General features: G+C 61.8%; 14 protein-coding genes and 7 pseudogenes. 13 read left to right on the forward strand and 8 right to left on the reverse strand.

Annotated elements, in window-relative coordinates:
• Window position 1: 1 nt before the first annotated feature.
• The 5 genes and pseudogenes from merBA (at window position 2) to NGR_RS32065 (ending at window position 3,900) form a co-directional block, all read left to right on the forward strand.
• Window positions 2-2,228, forward strand: a pseudogene (gene merBA / locus NGR_RS32690) (bifunctional organomercurial lyase/mercury(II) reductase MerBA).
• A gap of 75 nt (window positions 2,229-2,303) precedes the next feature.
• Window positions 2,304-2,384: pseudogene (locus NGR_RS33950) on the forward strand (zincin-like metallopeptidase domain-containing protein); the annotation flags it as partial.
• Window positions 2,385-2,772: 388 nt separating this feature from the next.
• Window positions 2,773-3,081 carry a DUF736 domain-containing protein gene (locus tag NGR_RS32055; protein ID WP_037426368.1) on the forward strand — a complete coding sequence of 103 codons (309 nt, stop codon included), beginning with the start codon at window positions 2,773-2,775 and terminating at the stop codon, window positions 3,079-3,081.
• A gap of 139 nt (window positions 3,082-3,220) precedes the next feature.
• Window positions 3,221-3,487: a type II toxin-antitoxin system prevent-host-death family antitoxin gene (locus NGR_RS32060; protein ID WP_010875404.1), complete on the forward strand. Its 267-nt coding sequence runs from the start codon at window positions 3,221-3,223 to the stop codon at window positions 3,485-3,487.
• On the forward strand, window positions 3,484-3,900 hold the full coding sequence (locus tag NGR_RS32065) for a hypothetical protein (RefSeq protein WP_164924763.1): 417 nt from the start codon (window positions 3,484-3,486) through the stop codon (window positions 3,898-3,900). Before NGR_RS32060 ends, NGR_RS32065 begins: the two co-directional genes overlap by 4 nt.
• Window positions 3,901-4,251: 351 nt before the next feature.
• Here NGR_RS32065 and NGR_RS33530 read toward each other — a convergent pair.
• The 5 genes and pseudogenes from NGR_RS33530 to traC all read right to left on the reverse strand — a co-directional run.
• A pseudogene (locus NGR_RS33530) lies at window positions 4,252-4,503 on the reverse strand (WGR domain-containing protein); the annotation flags it as partial.
• A 196-nt stretch (window positions 4,504-4,699) separates the two neighbouring features.
• Window positions 4,700-5,079 (reverse strand): annotated as a pseudogene (locus NGR_RS33535) (thermonuclease family protein).
• Between the two features lie 221 nt (window positions 5,080-5,300).
• Entirely contained in the window at window positions 5,301-7,223 is a 1,923-nt protein-coding gene (gene traG, locus NGR_RS32075; protein ID WP_010875407.1) for a Ti-type conjugative transfer system protein TraG, read from the reverse strand.
• Window positions 7,210-7,425 (reverse strand): type IV conjugative transfer system coupling protein TraD, encoded by a 216-nt coding sequence (gene traD, locus NGR_RS32080; RefSeq protein ID WP_010875408.1) that lies wholly within the window; start codon window positions 7,423-7,425, stop codon window positions 7,210-7,212. The genes traG and traD overlap by 14 nt, the downstream gene beginning before the upstream one ends.
• Window positions 7,426-7,429: 4 nt before the next feature.
• The gene (gene traC, locus NGR_RS32085; protein WP_010875409.1) at window positions 7,430-7,738 is read right to left on the reverse strand and encodes a conjugal transfer protein TraC; all 309 of its coding nucleotides are present in this window, start codon (window positions 7,736-7,738) and stop codon (window positions 7,430-7,432) included.
• A gap of 252 nt (window positions 7,739-7,990) precedes the next feature.
• Here traC and traA point away from each other — a divergent pair, with 252 nt between their 5' ends.
• The 6 genes and pseudogenes from traA (at window position 7,991) to NGR_RS32115 (ending at window position 14,924) form a co-directional block, all read left to right on the forward strand.
• Entirely contained in the window at window positions 7,991-11,299 is a 3,309-nt protein-coding gene (traA, locus tag NGR_RS32090) for a Ti-type conjugative transfer relaxase TraA (protein WP_010875410.1), read from the forward strand.
• Window positions 11,296-11,862, forward strand: coding sequence for a conjugative transfer signal peptidase TraF (traF, locus tag NGR_RS32095; protein WP_010875411.1), 567 nt, complete (start codon window positions 11,296-11,298; stop codon window positions 11,860-11,862). The genes traA and traF overlap by 4 nt, the downstream gene beginning before the upstream one ends.
• A complete protein-coding gene (locus NGR_RS32100; RefSeq protein WP_010875412.1) occupies window positions 11,852-13,015 on the forward strand; it encodes a conjugal transfer protein TraB in 1,164 nt (387 codons plus the stop codon). The genes traF and NGR_RS32100 overlap by 11 nt, the downstream gene beginning before the upstream one ends.
• A gap of 16 nt (window positions 13,016-13,031) precedes the next feature.
• Window positions 13,032-13,634 carry a TraH family protein gene (locus NGR_RS32105; protein ID WP_010875413.1) on the forward strand — a complete coding sequence of 201 codons (603 nt, stop codon included), beginning with the start codon at window positions 13,032-13,034 and terminating at the stop codon, window positions 13,632-13,634.
• Between the two features lie 481 nt (window positions 13,635-14,115).
• A pseudogene (locus NGR_RS32110) lies at window positions 14,116-14,593 on the forward strand (group II intron reverse transcriptase/maturase); the annotation flags it as partial.
• 37 nt (window positions 14,594-14,630) lie between these two features.
• Window positions 14,631-14,924: a hypothetical protein gene (locus tag NGR_RS32115; protein WP_164924764.1), complete on the forward strand. Its 294-nt coding sequence runs from the start codon at window positions 14,631-14,633 to the stop codon at window positions 14,922-14,924.
• Window positions 14,925-15,641: 717 nt separating this feature from the next.
• Here NGR_RS32115 and NGR_RS32120 read toward each other — a convergent pair.
• From NGR_RS32120 to NGR_RS33630, 3 genes are all read right to left on the reverse strand, one after another.
• Entirely contained in the window at window positions 15,642-16,871 is a 1,230-nt protein-coding gene (locus tag NGR_RS32120; RefSeq protein ID WP_010875415.1) for a type II toxin-antitoxin system HipA family toxin, read from the reverse strand.
• Window positions 16,864-17,454 carry a helix-turn-helix domain-containing protein gene (locus NGR_RS32125; protein WP_010875416.1) on the reverse strand — a complete coding sequence of 197 codons (591 nt, stop codon included), beginning with the start codon at window positions 17,452-17,454 and terminating at the stop codon, window positions 16,864-16,866. The genes NGR_RS32120 and NGR_RS32125 overlap by 8 nt, the downstream gene beginning before the upstream one ends.
• 188 nt (window positions 17,455-17,642) lie before the next feature.
• Window positions 17,643-17,831 (reverse strand): DUF5372 family protein, encoded by a 189-nt coding sequence (locus tag NGR_RS33630; protein ID WP_282096858.1) that lies wholly within the window; start codon window positions 17,829-17,831, stop codon window positions 17,643-17,645.
• Between NGR_RS33630 and NGR_RS32135 the strand changes: the two are divergent.
• Window positions 17,810-18,067: pseudogene (locus tag NGR_RS32135) on the forward strand (IS21 family transposase); the annotation flags it as partial. The gene NGR_RS33630 and the pseudogene NGR_RS32135 overlap by 22 nt on opposite strands.
• A gap of 40 nt (window positions 18,068-18,107) precedes the next feature.
• Window positions 18,108-18,338: pseudogene (locus tag NGR_RS32140) on the forward strand (AAA family ATPase); the annotation flags it as partial.
• Window positions 18,339-18,394: the final 56 nt, after the last annotated feature.

Here is an 18,394-nt window from a genome sequence, read left to right on the forward strand (position 1 = left end):
CATAAACAATTGCTGCGCATCCTCCCCCCAGGACAAGGCTGTCATTTCTGTGCCCGCGACACCGCCGAGCTTTGCCGTGCGGCCGGGCGTGACGTTTCCCAACTGGTCGGTCGTCACGTCGCCGGTAGTCCGGAACGCGCTGCCGGCCATGGTCGGCTCCGACCATGTGCTCAAGCGCTGGAGCGGCTATGATACAGCGGCGGACCGCGTGCGCATCGCGCTGGTTAAGTATGCCGAGGACGGACGAGCCCCAAGCCGGAGCGCGCTTGCGGAGCGCGCCGAACTCAGCGGGGCGGCCATCCGGCCTCTGCTCGCAGAACTTCGCCGGCGCGCTCTGGTCGTTCTCGACGGCGAGCAGATCGTCGGCGCTTATCCCTTCACCGACCGGGAGACGGGCCATCGGGTGACGCTGTACGGACACGTAGTCAACGCCATGTGCACCGTCGACGCGCTCGGCATCGGCGCCATGACCAATCGTGACATCGCTATTGCCTCGCAATGCCGCCATTGCGGCGCGCCGATCCGGATCACCACGCGGCAGCGAGGACGGGCGCTGGCCGAGGTCGCGCCGTCGACGGTCGTCATGTGGCAGACTGTCCGCTATGAACGCGGCTGCGCAGCGCTCTGCGCGACGACGGCGTTTTTCTGCTCTGACGAGCATCTATCCGCCTGGCGCGACAGACGTTCCGCCGACGAGCCGGGCTTCCGGCTGTCGATCGAGGAAGGGCTCGAGGCCGGCCGCGCGCTTTTCGGGCCGAGCCTTGCCGGTCCGATGCGGCATCGAAGAGCGCGACGGTCGCAAGCCGGCCCTTCCCGGCCAACGGCCGCAATGGAGGTGCCTATGACCTCGTCGTGGTTGGCGCCGGCTCGGCCGGCTTCTCGGCCGCGATCACGGCCGCCGATCAGGGCGCGCAAGTCGCGCTCATCGGCAGCGGCACCATCGGCGGCACTTGCGTCAATGTCGGCCGCGTGCCGTCGAAGACCCTGATCCGCGCCGCCGAGACGCTGCACAATGCACGCGCCGCCGCCCGCTTTGCCGGCATCACCGCCGAGGCCGAACTGACCGACTGGTGTGGAACCGTCCATCAGAAGGAGATGCTGGTTTCCGATCTGCGCCGGGCCAAGTATGTCGACCTGCTCCCCGTCTATAACGGCATCGCCTATCGCGTCGGTCCAGCGCGCCTCATCGACGGCGGTGTCGAGGTGAATGGCACGCGCATTCCGGCCGGCAGGATCATCGTCGCCACCGGCGCACGTCCGGCGGCCCCCGCCATTCCCGGCATCGAGACCGTGCCGTATCTGACCAGCACGACCACGCTCGACCTCGAGGAACTGCCGCGTTCGCTGCTCGTCATGGGCGCTGGCTATATCGGCGCAGAGCTCGCCCAGATGTTCGCCCGCGCCGGCGTCAAGGTGACGCTCGTCTGCCGGTCGCGCCTGCTCCCCGAGGCTGAGCCCGAGATCGGCGCGGCGCTGACGGGGGTTTCGAGGACGAGTGTATCACCGTCGTCTCCGGCATCGCCTACCGCGCCATCCGCAGGATCGAGGGCGGCGTTCTACTGACCGTCACGCGCGACGGCCAAGACGTTGCGATCGACGCCGATCAGGTGCTGATCGCGACCGGCCGCACCCCCAACATCGACGGCCTTGGCCTCGCCGACCATGGGATCGCCGTCTCGCTGAACGGCGGCATCGTCGTCGACGACCGAATGCGCACCACCCGGGTCGGCATCTATGCCGCCGGCGACGTCACCGGCCGCGACCAGTTCGTCTACATGGCCGCCTACGGCGCCAGGCTCGCGGCGAGGAACGCCCTCAACGGCGACGGCCTGTGCTACGACAACAGCGCCATGCCGGCGATCGTGTTCACCGATCCGCAGATGGCGAGCGTCGGGCTGACCGAGGCCGCGGCGCGCGCCGAGCGAAATGCGGTCCCTGTCTTGACGATCGGTCTCGACCAGGTGCCCCCCGCGCTCGCCGCTCGCGATACCTGAGGGCTCATCAAGCTCGTCGCCGACGCTGGAACCCGTTGCCTACTCGGCGCGCACATCCTCGCGCCGGAGGGTGCCGACAGCATCCAGACCGCGACGCTGGCGGTCCGGCAGGGCCTCACCGTCGACGAACTGGCGGACACGATTTTTCCGTACCTCACCACCGTCGAAGGGCTGAAACTCGTGGCGCTGGCTTTCGACAAGGACGTCGCCAGGCTGTCGGGCTGTGCCGGCTGATCAACGCTGTTGACAGGGGTTTACTGGGAGAAATCCGTCGCCCCGTCGCTGCTGACGGCTTGACTGTCAGGATATGTCGCGGAGCTTGGTAGTTGCTTCCTACGCGCCGATCTCGGTATCGCGCCCGAACTGGAGCCGCGGCCGGATCACGCGTCTGCGAAGCTCCATACGGAGGTGCTCGCGGCAAACGACCAGGCATCCGGAGCGGTTTCACCTATGAGCCGTTTGGACACATTCGATCGAAAGGCGCGAGCGTAGCCAGTCCCATGTTCCTTCTCTTCATTGTTGCGGCGCTCACTTCTGGCGCTCGATGAGGCATGCCTGACCGGAGAACGGCTTCGCCTCGATTGGCTTCCCGCAACGGCCCTTCAGAACTTTCTTCCCCTGCCGGCTCCGCCGTCATTCCTCACGGAACAACAAAGTTCTTCCTGCCCGCCCTCCACAATGTTTCGGCCTTTCAGGTGCGGACCGATCGCCCCCGGTCTTTCCGACAGCCATCGAGGCCGCGAAGGGCGCGGCCCGAAACAACGAAAGGAACATGACAATGGCTACCATTGGCACCTTCACCTCTACCGAAAACGGCTTCACCGGCTCAATCCGCACCCTCGCCCTTAACGTCAAAGCTCGCATCGGCCGCATCGAAAATCCCTCGGACAAGGGCCCGCACTTCCGCATTTACGCAGGTGCCGTCGAACTAGGCGCCGCCTGGCAGAAGCGCTCCGAGCAGGACCGTGACTACCTCTCGGTCAAGCTCGACGACCCGAGCTTCCCGGCCCCGATCTACGCGACGCTGACGGAAGTCGAAGGCGAAGATGGCTACCAGCTCATCTGGTCCCGCCCCAACCGGGACTGATACTCTCGATTAAGGCCTCGCCGCCAGGCGGGGCCTTTCACCGCGGAAATACACAGCATTTACAACAATACTGTAAATGCCGGATTTGCGTCGGTTCTGATGCTATGGTGCCCGCCGGCAAAGACATCTGGAGATCAACATGCCTCGCCCCGGTGGTTCCTACTCAACAAGCGATCTATCCCGGAAGTCCGGCGATATCATCGCCGAGGCGTTGCGCCATCCGGTCACGATCACCCAACGCAACAAGCCGCGCCTCGTCCTCCTTAACATCGACGACTACGAACGGCTGATGCGGCAATACGATGCCCGTTCAGTCGGCACACTCGAAACCCTGCCGGGCGAGCTGCTCAACGAATTCGAGGCGGCGGTGGACGCCTATGGGGAAACCGACGAGACCAATCGATGAGCAGCTATAATGGCATCCAGACCGCGACGGTCATCCGTTATCCCTATTTATGCGCGCGGCAAGCCCGAAAAGGAGAGATAGAGCGGCGGAAGTATCGGCCAGTCGCCGTCGGCGTGAGGCTTGCCCGACCTGATGACGACCTGGTTCTGTTTTTCCCGATCACCACCAAGCAGCCCGAGCAGGCTCGCTGCGCGGCTGAAATTCCGGCCATCGAGAAGCGGCGGGCCGGCCTCGATGCAGACCTGCGCCTCTGGATCATCTTCGATGAATTCAACACCTATATCGTTGGCCGCTCCTTTTACATCGAGCCCGAGCCGCCGATCGGGCGGTTCAGCAAAGCGTTCTTCCTTCCCCTCCTCCGCGAGTTCATCGCGCGCCGCAAATCGCTCACCGAGATCAGCCGGGTCAGATAGCACACCCTGAGATTCGTACCGGGGCGAGTGAGGCCGGACGTCCCCTCCGGCCGGGAGGAACCCATAAGCGGTGGTGGCGCGCCATTCCGATGTCTTCGATGAGGCTGTCGCGGCTGGCGCCTTCGCCAGGCGTTGGATCGGCTTCTTGCCGGAACCCCGCAACATTTCGCGCCGGCCGACGGCTCCGCGTCCTCGGCAAAGGTGAGCAGCCATTCCTTCCGGAAGGGAAAGCTCGGTCTAAAGCTCGCCATCAAGATTCCGTTCTTCATCTAAATCCAAGTGTCCTTCCGGATCTGGAACCGGCGCGGATGTAGCGCTTTCGTGCTCCGCTTCGGCGGGCCATTTTTCCTTCGGCAAGGAAGGTCGCGGACGATAACCGCGTTTTCGTTTCTGTCGGAGCAGATCGAGAAACAATCGGACCGCATCCTCTTCCTGGCCGAAATGATGGACCATCATCTGTCCCTTGGTTCCAATGCGACCCCACTTGCGAAGCAGGCAGATGTCGCCGAAGAGGTTCGGTTCGATCGACATGGCATAGTAGCGGGCCATATTCCTCGAGGGATCCAGGCGCTCGACATAGAGCCGGTAGGGTTGCGAGATCATGAGATCAGAATCGCTGATCCCGACTATCGCGTCCAACGACACTTGTGAATCGGTGGGCACGGATCGATTCATATCGCTGATGTTATGAGAAAGAGCATGTTGGGCGAGACGCCTATGGCGCACGGCTCTACTCGCTGCGCTCACGGAGCCCGCCCGCGGTCCCCGCCCCGTCGGGTGACGATTCTCTCGCGACCTCTCAGTCACACCAGCCGTGTCGCACACCGTCCCAGCGCCTGGCAAGGCCCTCATGAACGAGCGTGCTGCCCCAGCGAGCGCCCCGCTCGTGTCACCGTGCGGAGCTTGCGCCCATACTTGTCCTCATCTCGTAACCCGGTTGAAAGCGAGAATGTCCCCGCGTTGAGCAGGGTGAGAAGGCGTGCGTTCGCCTCCTCCCCCTTATCCGTTCGGCCTCGCATCGCGGAGGGCGCGACTCAGGTGTGTCGAAATCGGCAATGCGGATTTTTTCGCCCTCGAACCAGAACCGCCATCGACGACGCAGTTGATGTGGCGGCCATCACCGCAGATCGAAAGCGAAGCCGACAGCAAGTCCGCTTTTGACGTGTTGGCTAAAGTCAGGAGACAAAACTGTGTGCAGAAGCGGGGAGCAGTCGTTCCCGCCTCCCCTTCGGGCCACTATGTTGAGGCTCCTGCGGCTGCCCTGTTTCCCGCTCCTCGCACGACGAGAATGCCCGAAATCCCGCCTGTTGGGCGGCGCTCACGCTGATTTCTCCGATACTCTTCATGCTCCTGGATCCGCCTTGCTCGTTGCACTGCGCGCCGGCTGGATCAGGCGGGCTTCAGACATCTTTCCGACCTTGTGAAACCGGTTCGCCGCCGCAAGCCTTCATGTCTTCGCGCCGGAACCAGATCGCTCGGCCGCATCGGAGCGGCGCATTGCCGGCCGTAAACACGATCTGTTCATCGGCGCGCATGCGCAGAACTTCGTGTGGCTGGATCAGCGGTCGAGCGGCCAGTTGCTTCGAGCGCGTCCTTGAGGATCCCTTCGTTTGAAAACTGCGGCTGACCTGGTCGATCTCGACCGTGGTCATGCCGCAACGCCTCGAGATATAGTCCGCCGTCTCCGGATCGTTGATCGCGGCAAACGAAATCCAGCTCGCGCTCTCGAACCATTTGCTCGCCGCGTCTCGTCCGCCATAGGTCTCGCGCATCTGGCCGATTGACTGGTAGATCATGGTGAGCATGATGCCATACTTGCGACCGGCATCACGCGCGGTTTCCAGAATCCGCATGTAGCCGAGCCGCGCGACCTCATCGAGAAAGAAGAGCGCCCTCCCCTTTACCTCGCCGTCGCGATTGTAAATGGCGTTAAGGAACGAACCGATGATCACACGCGCAAGACCGGCATGGGTCTCCAATGTCTTCAGGTCGATGTTGATGAACACATCGGTTTCACCGGCCGCAAGCGCGTCGGTCGAGAAGGTCGAACCGGATACGAGTGCGGCGTAGTTCGGATAGGACAGCCAGTGGGTTTCCTTGACCGCATTGGCGTAGACGCCGGAGAAGGTTTCCGGCGTCATATTGACGTACGCGGCCACATTTTCTTTCACGAAATCCGAATTTGAATTGTCGTAGATCGACTGCAGCCGCTCGCGCAGTTTCGGCTCCGGTTCCGCCAGATTGGCCCGAACCTGCCGCAAGGTCTGGTTCTCTTTGTCCGTGTGGCCGGACAGGCAGACGTCGGCAATCAGCGCGGTCAGCAGCTGCAGCGCCGATGCCCGGAAGAAGTCGTCGCGCACGCCGCGCATGCCGCCGCTGTCGCTCATGATCCATGACGCGACCGAGGCGATGTCTTCCTCCTTTGTTCCGCCGAACCGGCCAATCCAGTCGAGCGCGTTGAATCCTGTTTCCGGTTCCTTCGGATCGAGAATGCGGATGAAGCGCGCGGCTGCTTTGCGATGCTCATAGACCATCGGGGCCACTTCGTTGGAAGGATCGAGAACGACAAGCGCTCCGCCCCATTTGAGTGCCGTCGGGATTGTCACCGACGTCGTCTTGAAACCGCCCGAACCCGCGAAGACGATGCCGTGCGAGGATCCGAACGAACCGTCGAAGCAAAGCAGCGGCGACTTGCCGCCGGCGCCCCAGGTTTCGGGATCATCGGCCCGAAAAGACCGCGCCGCCGTGCTGTCCTTGTCAACACGATAACGCTCGCCGATGACGACGCCGCCGGCATCGGAGAAGAGCCTTGCCGCGTCCTGCATGTTCATCCAGTCGGCTTCGCCGTGCAGCGCCCTTTTTCCCCGGATGCGTCTCGGCTCGGCGCGTGCGAAGGCGGCGTTGCCGATCAGCGCGACGCGCAGCGAGAAACATCCCGACATCAACGCCGCCGTCGCGCCGATTAGCGTTGCATGATCAAGATACGAGGCAATGGACTTGCCCGCCGGCACCTGCGCTGCGAATGCGGCAAGGCGTGACGCCTCGCGCATCGTCGCGATCAACATCGTTGCCGCGCTTCCCGCCAACGCGCCCCAGCCGGCCAACTTGATGATCGCCGACCCCGCGCTCGCGAACAGGAAGATCACCGCGATCGCTGCGGCGGTGACATAGGGGAAGGCGATGCCGATCCGGCCGAGAGCCAGCCTTGCAGCGTCAGTCTTGCCGAAGGTCGACAGGCATTGCTCGATCCCGCTCATGCCGATGACGGTCAAAACCATCAGCACGACAGGGGCGACGACGAGTGCGATCCTATTCACCGTCATCGCCGAATGCCTCCGCACCGATCGCGATCAACCGGGCGCGCTCGCTTTCGTCGGAATTGAGACGGCGGCTGAGGTCGACCAGCGCCCCGAGCAGGAGCACTCGCTTCTCGTATCGCAAGCCCGCCTTCACGATCAGGCCGCCGAGTTCGATCTTCTCCCGCGTGTCCTTTTTGCGGGCGTCGGATGTCGCTGACCTCGCCATCCGCTCAAGCCTCGCCATTGCCGCCCTGAGCCGCGCCAGACCCGACCGCCGCGGCCGATGCGCCGGCCGTGGCATTCCCATCTGGCTTTTTCCCTCCGCTCGAAGCCCCGTTCGCTCCCCCTTGGCCTCCGCGAAAGCGTTTTGCCAGGCTTTCGAAGGCTGCCTGAAGCTCGGCTTCCTCCACCTCGATTCCGCCAAGTCCTGCCTTCAGCGCAATCCGGCCAATTCGCTCGGCTTCGCGGGTTTCCGCTTGTCTGAGCTGTTCCTGAAGCTTGGCGATTTCGTCGCGAATTTTCGAGGCAGGTTTCTTCATTCCGTCCGTCTCCGTGGCTGAGAAAGCTTGTCTTTCGAAGCCAGTTTTTCGGAGCGGAGTGCGGAACGCACTACTGTGAATCCTACAATCGCCAAGGGCGATGCTTTGGTGAATGATCCCGGCCGTTCCGAAGGAGCGGCTTCCAAGGGCGCAATTATACGTCGCTGTCGCGACATCCTGTTTTGCGGCCCTGGCGGGGCCACCGCTCCCGACGAACCCATTGATTTCGTGTGCAATCGGGAAGACTCTGCCGTGGCCGTTCCTCATTTCTCCGTCAGCGTCGTCGCCCGCGGCTCCGGCCGCAGCGCCGTGCTGTCGGCGGCCTATCGGCACTGCGCCAGGATGGACTATGAGCGGGAAGCCCGGACGATCGACTATCGCGCCAAGCAGGGTCTTCTTCACGAAGAGTTCGTCATTCCAGCCGAATCACCCGAGTGGTTGCGGTCGATGATCGCCGATCGCTCGGTCGCCAGCGCCTCGGAAGCCTTCTGGAACAAGGTCGAGGATTTCGAAAAGCGCTCCGACGCGCAACTCGCCAAGGATGTCACGATCGCGTTGCCGATCGAGTTGACAACCGAGCAGAACATCGTGCTGGTGCGTGACTTCGTCGAGCGGCATGTCACCGCCAAGGGGATGGTGGCGGACTGGGTCTATCACGATGCACCGGGCAACCCGCATGTCCATCTGATGACGACGTTGAGGCCGCTGACTGCTGATGGGTTCGGGGCCAAGAAACTTGCGGTTGTTGGGCCGGACGGCAATTCGCTCCGCAACGATGCCGGCAAGATCGTCTATGAACTGTGGGCCGGAAGCCTGGACGACTTCAATGCGTTTCGCGACGGCTGGTTTGCCTGCCAGAACCGGCATCTCGCACTTGCCGGTCTCGACATTCGCATCGATGGCCGTTCGTTCGAGAAGCAGGGCATCGAGCTTACCCCGACCATTCATCTCGGGGTAGGCACCAAGGCGATCGAGCGGAAAGCGACGACCGATGACCAGGCCGTTTCGCTTGAGCGGCTGGAGCTGCAGGAGGAGAAACGCGCCGAGAATGCTCGACGCATCCAGCGCCGCCCGGAAATCGTCCTCGACCTGATCACCCGGGAGAAGAGCGTCTTCGACGAGCGTGATGTGGCGAAGATCCTGCATCGCTATATCGACGACCCCGGGGTCTTCCATAGCCTGATGGCCCGCATTCTCCAGAGCCCCAAAACGCTCCGTCTCGAACGCGAGCGGATTGCGTTTGCGACCGGCATCCGGGCGCCAGCAAAATACACGACGCGCGAGCTGATCCGGCTCGAAGCGGAGATGGGATCCCGAGCGATCTGGCTCTCGAGGCGATCCTCGCATGGCGTTCGGAAGGAAGTGCTAGAGGCGGCGTTCAGTCGCCATTCCCGTCTGTCGGACGAACAGAAGACGGCGATCGAGCACGTGGCCGGAGCCGAGCGGATCGCCGCCGTCATTGGCCGCGCCGGCGCCGGCAAGACGACGATGATGAAGGCTGCGCGCGAAGCATGGGAGGCGGCCGGCTATCGTGTCGTCGGTGGTGCGCTTGCGGGCAAGGCCGCCGAAGGTTTGGAAAAGGAAGCGGGAATCGCGTCTCGCACGTTGTCGTCCTGGGAGCTGCGCTGGAACGAAGGCCGAAAGCAGCTCGACGACAAGACGATCTTCGTGCTGGACGAAGCCGGCATGGTGTCATCGCGGCAGATGGCGCTGTTCGTCGAAACGGCGACGAAGGCCGGCGCCAAGCTCGTCCTGGTCGGCGATCCGGAACAGCTGCAGCCGATCGAAGCGGGTGCAGCTTTCCGCGCCATTGCCGATCGGATCGGTTATGCCGAACTGGAGACCATCTATCGCCAGCGCGAACAGTGGATGTGCGATGCGTCGCTCGACCTCGCACGTGGCAATGTCGGCAAGGTAGTCGATACCTATCGTGCAAATGGCAGGATGATGCGCTCCGAGCTCAAGGCTGAAGCTGTTCAGAATCTGATCGCGGACTGGGACCGGGATTACGATCCGACGAAGACGACATTGATCCTCGCGCACCTTCGGCGCGATGTGCGCATGCTCAACCAGATGGCGCGCGCCAAGCTCGTCGAGCGTGGCATTGTCGATGCTGGTTTCTCATTCAAGGCGGAGGATGGAAATCGCCGCTTCGCACCTGGCGACCAGATCGTCTTCCTGAAAAACGAGGGCGCGCTCGGCGTCAAGAACGGCATGCGCGGCAAGGTCGTCGAGGCCGCTCAGAACCGCATCGTCGCGGAGATCGGCGAAGTCGAGCATCGGCGTCAGGTCATGGTCGAGAGCCGCTTCTACAACAATCTTGATCACGGTTATGCCACGACCATCCATAAGAGCCAGGGGGCCACCGTCGACCGGGTGAAGGTGCTGGCTTCGCTCTCCCTCGATCGGCATCTGACCTATGTCGCGATGACCCGCCATCGCGAGGATCTCGGGGTCTATTACGGCGCCCGATCCTTTGCGAAGTCCGGTGGCCTCATCCAGATCCTGTCGCAGAAGAATTCGAAGGAAACCACGCTCGATTACGAGAAGGCAACCTTCTACCGGCAGGCGCTGCGCTTCGCCGAAGCCCGCGGCATGCACCTCGTCAATGTCGCCCGCACGATTGCCCGCGACCGGCTCGAGTGGACCGTCCGGCAGAAACAGAAACTGGCCGATCTGACTCAGCGGCTCGTCGCCATCGGCGCGAGGTTCGGTCTCGCCGTGGGCGCCAAAACAACCAACTCGCAAAACCTCAAGGAGACCAGGCCCATGGTTGCCGGTATCGCGACTTTCCCGAAATCGATGGAGCAGGCAGTCGCTGACAGACTCGAAGTCGATCCCGGTTTGAAGAAGCAATGGGAGGATGTCTCGACCCGCTTCCATCTCGTCTATACCCAGCCGGAAGTCGCCTTCAAGGCGGTCAATGTCGACGCGATGCTGAAGGACGAGACCGTCGCGAAGTCCGCGCTATCGAACATGGCCAATCAGCCGGAATCCTACGGTTCGCTGAAAGGAAAAACCGGCTTGCTCGCAAGCCGTGCCGACAAGCAGGACCGCGAGCGGGCCGAACGAAATGTACCGGCTCTGGCCCAGAGCCTCAGCGATTACATGCGCCAGCGCAGCCGGGCCGAACAGTGCTATCAGGCCGATGAACTGGCAGTCCGCCGCAAGGTGGCGATCGAGATTCCGGCGCTGTCTCCGGGCGCCAGGCAGACGCTGGAGCGCGTGCGTGATGCTATCGACCGCAATGACCTACCCGCGGCGTTGGAGTTTGCTCTCGCCGACAGACAAGTCAAGGCCGAATTGGAAGGCTTTGCCAGGGCGGTCACCGAGCGCTTCGGGGAGCGCGCCTTCCTGCCACTGGCCGCCAAGGACACGAACGGAGAAACGTTCAAGACGATCACAGCTGGAATGAACCCAGGCCCGAAGGCGGAGGTCCAATCGGCCTGGAACACGATGCGTACGGTGCAGCAACTCAATGCCCATGAGCGAACGATCGAAGCCCTAAAGCAGGCCGAGACGCTGCGGCAGACGAAGAGCCAGGGGCTGTCGCTGAAATGAACATTCCTCTCGTTGAATTGACCTCGAGGAGGCGACGCGGTAAGCCGCTCCTCCTCGGGTTAGCCACGATGACAATGGCGGCGGTCGGCACGATCTCGGCCGCCTGGTTCGGCGGCTACCGGATCAATCTCACGCCGAGTGAACCTCTCGGTCTCTGGCGTATCGTCAAGATCGATCGCCCATCCGCCGTCGGCGATCTCGTCTTCATTTGTCCGCCTCGAACCTCGGCCATGCGGGAGGCGCGAATGCGTGGTTATCTGCGCGCCGGCCTATGCCCGGGCGGCATCGCGCCGCTCATCAAGTCGGTCATCGCAGTTGCAGGGCAACGGGTCGAGGTGGGGGTCAGCGTCAACGTCGACGGGCATCCTGTCCCCTCGTCCGCTCTTGCTCTGCGCGACGGACAGGGACGGCCGATGAAGCCGTTCTCGGGCGGAATCGTGCCGACCGATTACGTGTTCCTGCACTCGCCGTTCTCGGGCTCCTATGACTCCCGTTATTTCGGTCCGATCCCGGCCGCCGGCATTCTCGGCCTGGCGCAAGAAGTCCTGACCTATGCGCCGTGATCACCTCCAGCCGAGACTGCTGACCATCGCTTCAATTGTAGTCGGAACGGTCGGGTGGAGCGGTTATGCCCTCCTTCTTCCGGTCGCACTGGCATTCCCAATTCTTTGGTCGCGCGCGCGCACGCGGAGGGTAGCGGCACTCGTTTCCGCTGGATACTTCCTGGCGGCGTCACGCGGGCTGCCGCAAGGCGTCGCGGCGTTCTATACCTCCGATCTGTGGCCGGGCTTGCTGCTGTGGCTGTGCGCCTCGGGGAGCTTTGTTGTCGTGCATACGGTGCTCTGGACGAAGCGTTCGGATTGTCGACCGTTTCGCTATCTCCTGGCGGCTGTCCTTATGGCTGTGCCGCCAATGGGCATCACCGGCTGGGCGCATCCTGTCACGGCCGCGGGAATTCTCTTTCCGGGATGGGGATGGTGGGGACTGGTCGCGACGACAGCCGGCCTCATGGGCCTCGTAACCCGCATGTGGCCGGCTGTCGCAATCGCCTTCACAGGCTTTTGGCTTTGGTCCGCCGCAAACTGGACCGAGTCGAAATTACCTGCGAGCTGGCAGGGCGTCGATCTCAAACTGGGGTCAACGCTCGGCCGGAACACCAGCATTCAGCGTCACCGTGATCTGATTGCCACGGTGAAGGACCGCGCATCTGGTGGCGTCCGGAATGTAGTTCTGCCCGAAAGCGCCTTGGGCTTCTGGACACCGACCTTCGAACGGCTCTGGGTCAAGGCTCTGCAGGGCACGGAGATCTCCGTCATCTCCGGCGCGGCGGCGATCGACGCGACCGGATACGACAATGTGTTGGTCACCCTCTCGGCCGATGGCGGCAGGGTCCTCTATCGCGAGCGAATGCCGGTCCCGGGCTCCATGTGGCAGCCATGGGGATCGTGGCTCGGTGAGAGCGACGGCGCCCGGGCGCACTTCTTTGCCAACCCTGTCGTGACCGTAGGCAATAGCCGGGTCGCTCCCCTGATTTGTTACGAGCAGCTCGTCGTCTGGCCCACTTTGCAATCGATGCTCTACGAGCCGGACCTGATCGTCGCAGTCGGAAACGGATGGTGGACCAAAGGGACATCCATCGTCGCGATTCAGCGAGTCAACGCGATCGCTTGGGCAAAGCTGTTCGCGAAACCGCTTGTTCTTTCCTTCAACACCTGAAGCCCGAGGAGACGTCATGCTCGACGCTGCCCTAATCAAAGAATGCGCCGATCCTTCTCTCAAGCCCGCGATCGTCGAGCAGTTCGTCGCAGCCGCCGGCTCGACGGACCCGCTCGCCGTTTCAGTTGAATCGGGTGGACGATTGATCCTCGTGCCGAAAGCGACTTCCGCCGGCGAGGCGATGGCAATCGTGAGGCAATATGTGGGTCAGGCGGTGGTTCGCGTCGGCCTGACACAGTTTCCAGTGGGCGTCGGCGTGAAGAACGCAGCAGACCTTCAGCCGGACCTCGTCGACGCCTGCGAAAACCTTCGCAAGGGAACCTCGATGTTTGCCAAGGTTCTTAGGATCGTTGCCAAGTCGTATGGCAATCCCGAGAGCGACGACGTCATCCCTCAAATATTCGAGGATGCTGTCTACGCATGGAAGACGGGTGAGTTCGAAGGCGTGAGCGTGTTTCAGGCTCCTGATCCGGGTGGCAGCGTTGCGACGGAAGAAGTGTTGCGGTCGGATGACCGCGATAGTCATACTCAAGACTCGGCCTCTGAATGGCCTGAGGGAAACGACAGCGTTGGATCGGCAGCAATGCGGATCGATCTTTCCCGCATCGGGGGAACGTGAGGCCTAACCCGAATCTCTCAGTGCGCCCCGATGGCGCGTATCACCAGTGGAGGAAGGTTCCACCCAGATAGTTGTCGATAGGGGTAGCTAGCGACCGGTTCGGTTGGGTAACTAGCCGGGTCGAAGCCTCGTGACAAAGGCCACCTTGGGCGGTTGAGCGATCCGATGGGCCGTAATGCGAGTAAAGCCTGAGCAGGCCTCGAAAGTGATGATGTGGATGCCGACGTGCCTGAGATTCGGGGAAGGCCGCGTGAACGGGGAAGCAATCGACATGGGCACCCGTTCGATCCACCCGGGTATTGGGCACGGCACGTTGGAAGGGTGATGCGGGTAACGGGGGAGACCCAACGCAGCCAAGGGCGGCGGTGCGAACGGGAGTCGGACAGGGCCATAATACCGCTGAAGCCGGGTAATGCCGGTGGAGGGAAGGGCCCTGACTTCTGATGTGCTTTCGATGTTGGTGAGGAGGGGGTGATTGGCGATGACCCTCGAAACACCCGAAAGATCAGGAACCTGCAGAGGAAGCTGTATCGCAAGGCGAAGGCGGAGCCCGCTTTCCGCTTCTACGTGCTCTACGACCAGATCTGCCGTGAGGACATGCTGCGCCATGCCTATGGGTTGGCCCGCGCCAATGCGGGTTCGCCGGGCGTGGACGGGGTGACCTTCGCGCAAATCGAGGCGGAGGGCGTGGAAGGGTGGCTGGCGGGCCTGCGGGAGGAACTCGTCTCGAAGAGCTACCGGCCACAGCTGGTGCGACGGGTGATGATCCCGAAGCCGGGGGGCGGTGAGCGCCCGCTCGGCATCCCGACCATTCGGGATCGGTCGGTAAGGCGCCGGTCGAAGAGCGGGACGGTGACGGGAACCGGCGCATGAGCGGCGGCAAAAGCAGCACGCGTGGCACGCCGCTAGGTGGGGTCGCAAGCTCGCTGCTCTCGGTCATCTACATGAACCGGTTCCTGAACTGATCGAGGCGGGCAAGGAGGCGGGTGCGACCGATTGGGAAATTTTTCAATCGTTCTGCCGATCTCCATTCCGGGTATCATCACTGGTGCGACCATTACCTTCTCTCTCGGCTTCGGTGATTTTATTGCTGCTACATTGGTCGGCGGTGCCGAGGGCGTCATGATCGCCGGCGTGGTCATCAACTTGATGGGCGTCTCATTCGATTGGCCGCTCGGCGCGGCGATCGGCGTCGTTGTTGTGGGCATGGCCCTTGCCCTGATGTCTGTCCTCAATCATCTCGAACACAAGGCAACGGTGCGGCTATTACCTTCGGCTCCAAATGGCTGATTCATCCACTTGCCACATTGACCTTGGTCGGCTTGCACACCGTCAAAGGCAACGAAGCCGCCGCTCCAGTGCTGTCGTAAACGATCTTGATCGACCAGGCGTGGATGAGCCCGCTCCAAGGCACGTGCCGTCCGCGTTCCTGGAAGCGGAAGCTCAGTCACTTAGCCAACCGGCCAACTGAGCTCAATGACATCTCCGGTTCGGCAAGGAGGCCCTTGTTTTTCGCCGTGCGGAAAAACGTCTCGCGCGCCGCATTCACATACATCTCTCCAACAAGGCATTTGCTTAACGCCTGCCAAGTGATGCGGGCGACGAGATCCTCCGCGTCGAGTCGCTTTCGCTCCACGAAGACGATCGCTTGCTCACGGAACAGATTTCCTTCACGAGAGTGCGGCCATTTTGCGCATAGACCAGGTCGTTAAAGGATCCCCGCATCATGACCTCCGTCGTCGGGTCCAAAGAACTGTAACCGGACGCCCCGGTTTTCGGAGCGACTTTCATCTGGTGGGCCTTCAAGATGTCAGCGTCATGTCGCAGGAAAGAGGCTGGCTACTCGACCTGGACTTCGTCGGCCGGAGTTTTTGGACTTATGCGGCCGATGTGCCATTTCCGCCTTGTGGGTCTTGATGGGATTCGAACCAACGGCCATGCTTTGGATGGGCTAACGCCTTGAATATACAGCAAGGCTCGATAATTTGAATGCCGAGCCGCAAGGCACTACTTCGCGAACTCACGATACAGCTCGACCGTCGGTGCGTGCGTATCGATCGTGTCGGCGACCTTGGCGGCCATCGGCAGATTTTTCTTTTCCGCCTCCCATACCGCCCTAAAACGTTCAACCGTCTCGCGCGCCGTGTCGATCACCAGCTTTTCGGAAAGCTCCGCTTTCGCAGCCAGATGCGCCAGCTCGTCCTTGGACAGCGCCGCCATCTTTTTTGTGCGGGAGAAATTGAGCGCCGCCGTATCTTCCCCCTCGATATAAGGGATAGTCGACAACAAGTCATACGCTGGCGAGAGCGCAGGGGTGCGGCGATCAGGATAGATGAGCGACCAGTTCTTCAGGTGCATGTCGCCATTGCCGATTAGCGTGCTGAAGACTAGACGCCGGATGAATTCCGCCACGTCGGCCGTGCTGGTTTCGATCCCCAGCACGCGGCCGATCATCCGGTAATTGCCCTTATCGTATTTGTGGTCGGGAAAGACGCCGAAGACTTGCGCAAAGTCCTCGATATGCACCGCTCCCTCCGGCGTGCGGTCAAAACGCTTGATCGCCAGCGCCTGCCCGTGCAGTTCACCCACCCCCTGCGGCAGGCCGCTTACGGCGTCGAGATCAACCAGCTGGAGCTCAGGCACGTCCATACCCATCATGCGGGCGATGGTCATCATCGCGAACTCATTCTCGGGCACGCCGCTATATTGCTGAGACGGCAGCTTCACGATCCACGAGCCACCCGTGCCCTCGGCCGGAATGGTCAAGCCGCCGCCCTTTTTGTCGTTCTTAAAGGCCGAGAACTTCAGCTGCACACCTGCCAGCGAAAAGCGTAGCGCGTTCGGCCGCGCTTCGACGATAGCCTGCTCGTCATCCGGAGGCGCGTCATCCCCTTCGGAGGGATGCACCGTCACAGCCCCAGGCAGGTCGCGGCCGAGCATCCAGAGCAGGAGGAATTCACGCGACGGCTTCACACCCGCACGATCAGCGAGGTATTTGCGCAGCGGTCCTTCTGGCAGTAGGTTCGAGAAGAAGGGCGGGACCACCATGTTGTACGGCCTGAACTTCGTAATGAGCGCCCCGAACGGGTCTTTCAGGGACAGGCTAAGCGTCGGCCGCTTTTCGTCTTCGATATAAGCCTCGTTGAACGCGAAGATGGTGCGCCCGTCCTGCAGATTCGTCAGGGTCGAAACCGGTTCCCCATACAGCCTGACATCGAGTACCGTGACCTTAGGCATTATCGTCTTCCTCATCCAGCGCATAGGCCGAGCGAGGGACCGCGTCGTCACGGTCGCGGTGCACCGCGGCGTTGCGTAGGTGTCTTACGGCATGTGCGATCCTGCTCAGTTCCTGACGGGATGGAGGATCAGCCTGCGACCGGTCGAGGCGTGCAGTCGCCTCGTTGAATGTGTCCATCTCCTCGGCCGACAGAGGAAGATGCCGTAAGAGCGCGAGGCTATCTTTGAATGTATCTGCCTCGGAAGCACTACCGAACCCGCCCCTGTGCTGCGCAAACCACCGCTCAAGGCGCCCCACCAGTTTGCGCTGGTCGGATGTCAGGACATCACTCGATGCCGATGCACTATCGAGGATATTGCGGATTGCTGGCATCAGTTTTTTCGGGGCAAGGACTATCTCGAGGTCGAGCGCGCGCGCCACATCCACTAGGCTGCCAAGTCCGGGCTCCATGGTGCCCCGTTCTATCTGAGAAATATGGCTTTGCGTCAGGCCCGATCGTGCGCTCAGCTCGCGCTGGCTCATTTTCTGCGCTTCGCGCGCAGCGCGCAGCTGCTGCGTTATATGCTCCGTTTTATATGCCATATCATTATCCTGTATCGCAGGATGCGAACCATACAGGATAATATATAGGGAGTTAGAGAGCAATGCAATGTCGATATACAAAACCGTATCAAAACGCTGACTTATATGGACTTATATATCAACTTGCAGTCTTAGGACTCACAGTTACCCATCAGCTCCTATAGCCACCCATCAGTGCGCGCAGCAGATCAACCTGCGCAGACCCTGCAGGTATCGTTGACGCGGTCCTCGCCCCAGCTCTGCTTGCGTGTCGACAACACGAAGCGCTGGCCGCGCCACCGATGGAACGGGTGCGTGACCTCGAATTCTATACGCGCTTGAGTGTCAGTACGAACTGCAGTCCTGGACTTGAAAGAAAGCCAAGGTCGAGAGGCCATTCCGCTACATACGCGAAGACTTCTTCCTGGCTCGCTCGTTCCGCAACCTTGATGACCTGAACGCGCAGCTGCGCCATTGGCTGGATACCGTCGCCAATCCCAGGGTGCATGCCACGACCTTGCGCGTCGTCAATGAGGCTTTCGCCGAAGAGCGATCTCATCTATGGCCACTTCCCCTGGCCCTGTTCCGATCGGTCCTGAAGCTGGAGCGGCGAATCTCGCGTGACGGCATGGTCATGACGCTGTTGCAACGGCTATGGCTCGGGAGACCCGCCGATGAGCGCCGCCCTTGATGCTATGCCGTCGATGATCGAACGCATCCGTCACGATCTCGTCGGCCTCAAGATGCCGCGTGCTCTCGAGGCGCTCGACCACGTGGTCCGCCGCCTCGAGCATGGCGAACTCTCAGCCCTGGAAGCAATCGACATCCTTCTATCGGAGGAACTGACCCTGCGTGAGAACAGCCGCATCAAAACGGCTCTTCGCATGGGACGCCTTGCAACCATCACCATCCGCCATCCCAAATCTCCAGCTCTTGCCGAAAACCTTCTGGCAGAATCACA

Source organism: Sinorhizobium fredii NGR234, assembly GCF_000018545.1.
Classification (GTDB): domain Bacteria; phylum Pseudomonadota; class Alphaproteobacteria; order Rhizobiales; family Rhizobiaceae; genus Sinorhizobium; species Sinorhizobium fredii_A.

Excerpts from the sequence above, each read along its gene's own strand:
- traD (WP_010875408.1), bottom strand. The coding sequence starts at position 7,425 with ATGGCGAGGTCAGCGACATCCGACGCCCGCAAAAAGGACACGCGGGAG.
- NGR_RS32100 (WP_010875412.1), top strand. The coding sequence starts at position 11,852 with ATGCGCCGTGATCACCTCCAGCCGAGACTGCTGACCATCGCTTCAATT.
- NGR_RS33630 (WP_282096858.1), bottom strand. The coding sequence starts at position 17,831 with ATGGCCTCTCGACCTTGGCTTTCTTTCAAGTCCAGGACTGCAGTTCGT.
- traG (WP_010875407.1), bottom strand. The coding sequence starts at position 7,223 with ATGACGGTGAATAGGATCGCACTCGTCGTCGCCCCTGTCGTGCTGATG.
- NGR_RS32120 (WP_010875415.1), bottom strand. The coding sequence starts at position 16,871 with ATGCCTAAGGTCACGGTACTCGATGTCAGGCTGTATGGGGAACCGGTT.
- NGR_RS32060 (WP_010875404.1), top strand. The coding sequence starts at position 3,221 with ATGCCTCGCCCCGGTGGTTCCTACTCAACAAGCGATCTATCCCGGAAG.
- traC (WP_010875409.1), bottom strand. The coding sequence starts at position 7,738 with ATGAAGAAACCTGCCTCGAAAATTCGCGACGAAATCGCCAAGCTTCAG.
- NGR_RS32125 (WP_010875416.1), bottom strand. The coding sequence starts at position 17,454 with ATGGCATATAAAACGGAGCATATAACGCAGCAGCTGCGCGCTGCGCGC.
- NGR_RS32055 (WP_037426368.1), top strand. The coding sequence starts at position 2,773 with ATGGCTACCATTGGCACCTTCACCTCTACCGAAAACGGCTTCACCGGC.
- NGR_RS32065 (WP_164924763.1), top strand. The coding sequence starts at position 3,484 with ATGAGCAGCTATAATGGCATCCAGACCGCGACGGTCATCCGTTATCCC.
- traF (WP_010875411.1), top strand. The coding sequence starts at position 11,296 with ATGAACATTCCTCTCGTTGAATTGACCTCGAGGAGGCGACGCGGTAAG.
- NGR_RS32105 (WP_010875413.1), top strand. The coding sequence starts at position 13,032 with ATGCTCGACGCTGCCCTAATCAAAGAATGCGCCGATCCTTCTCTCAAG.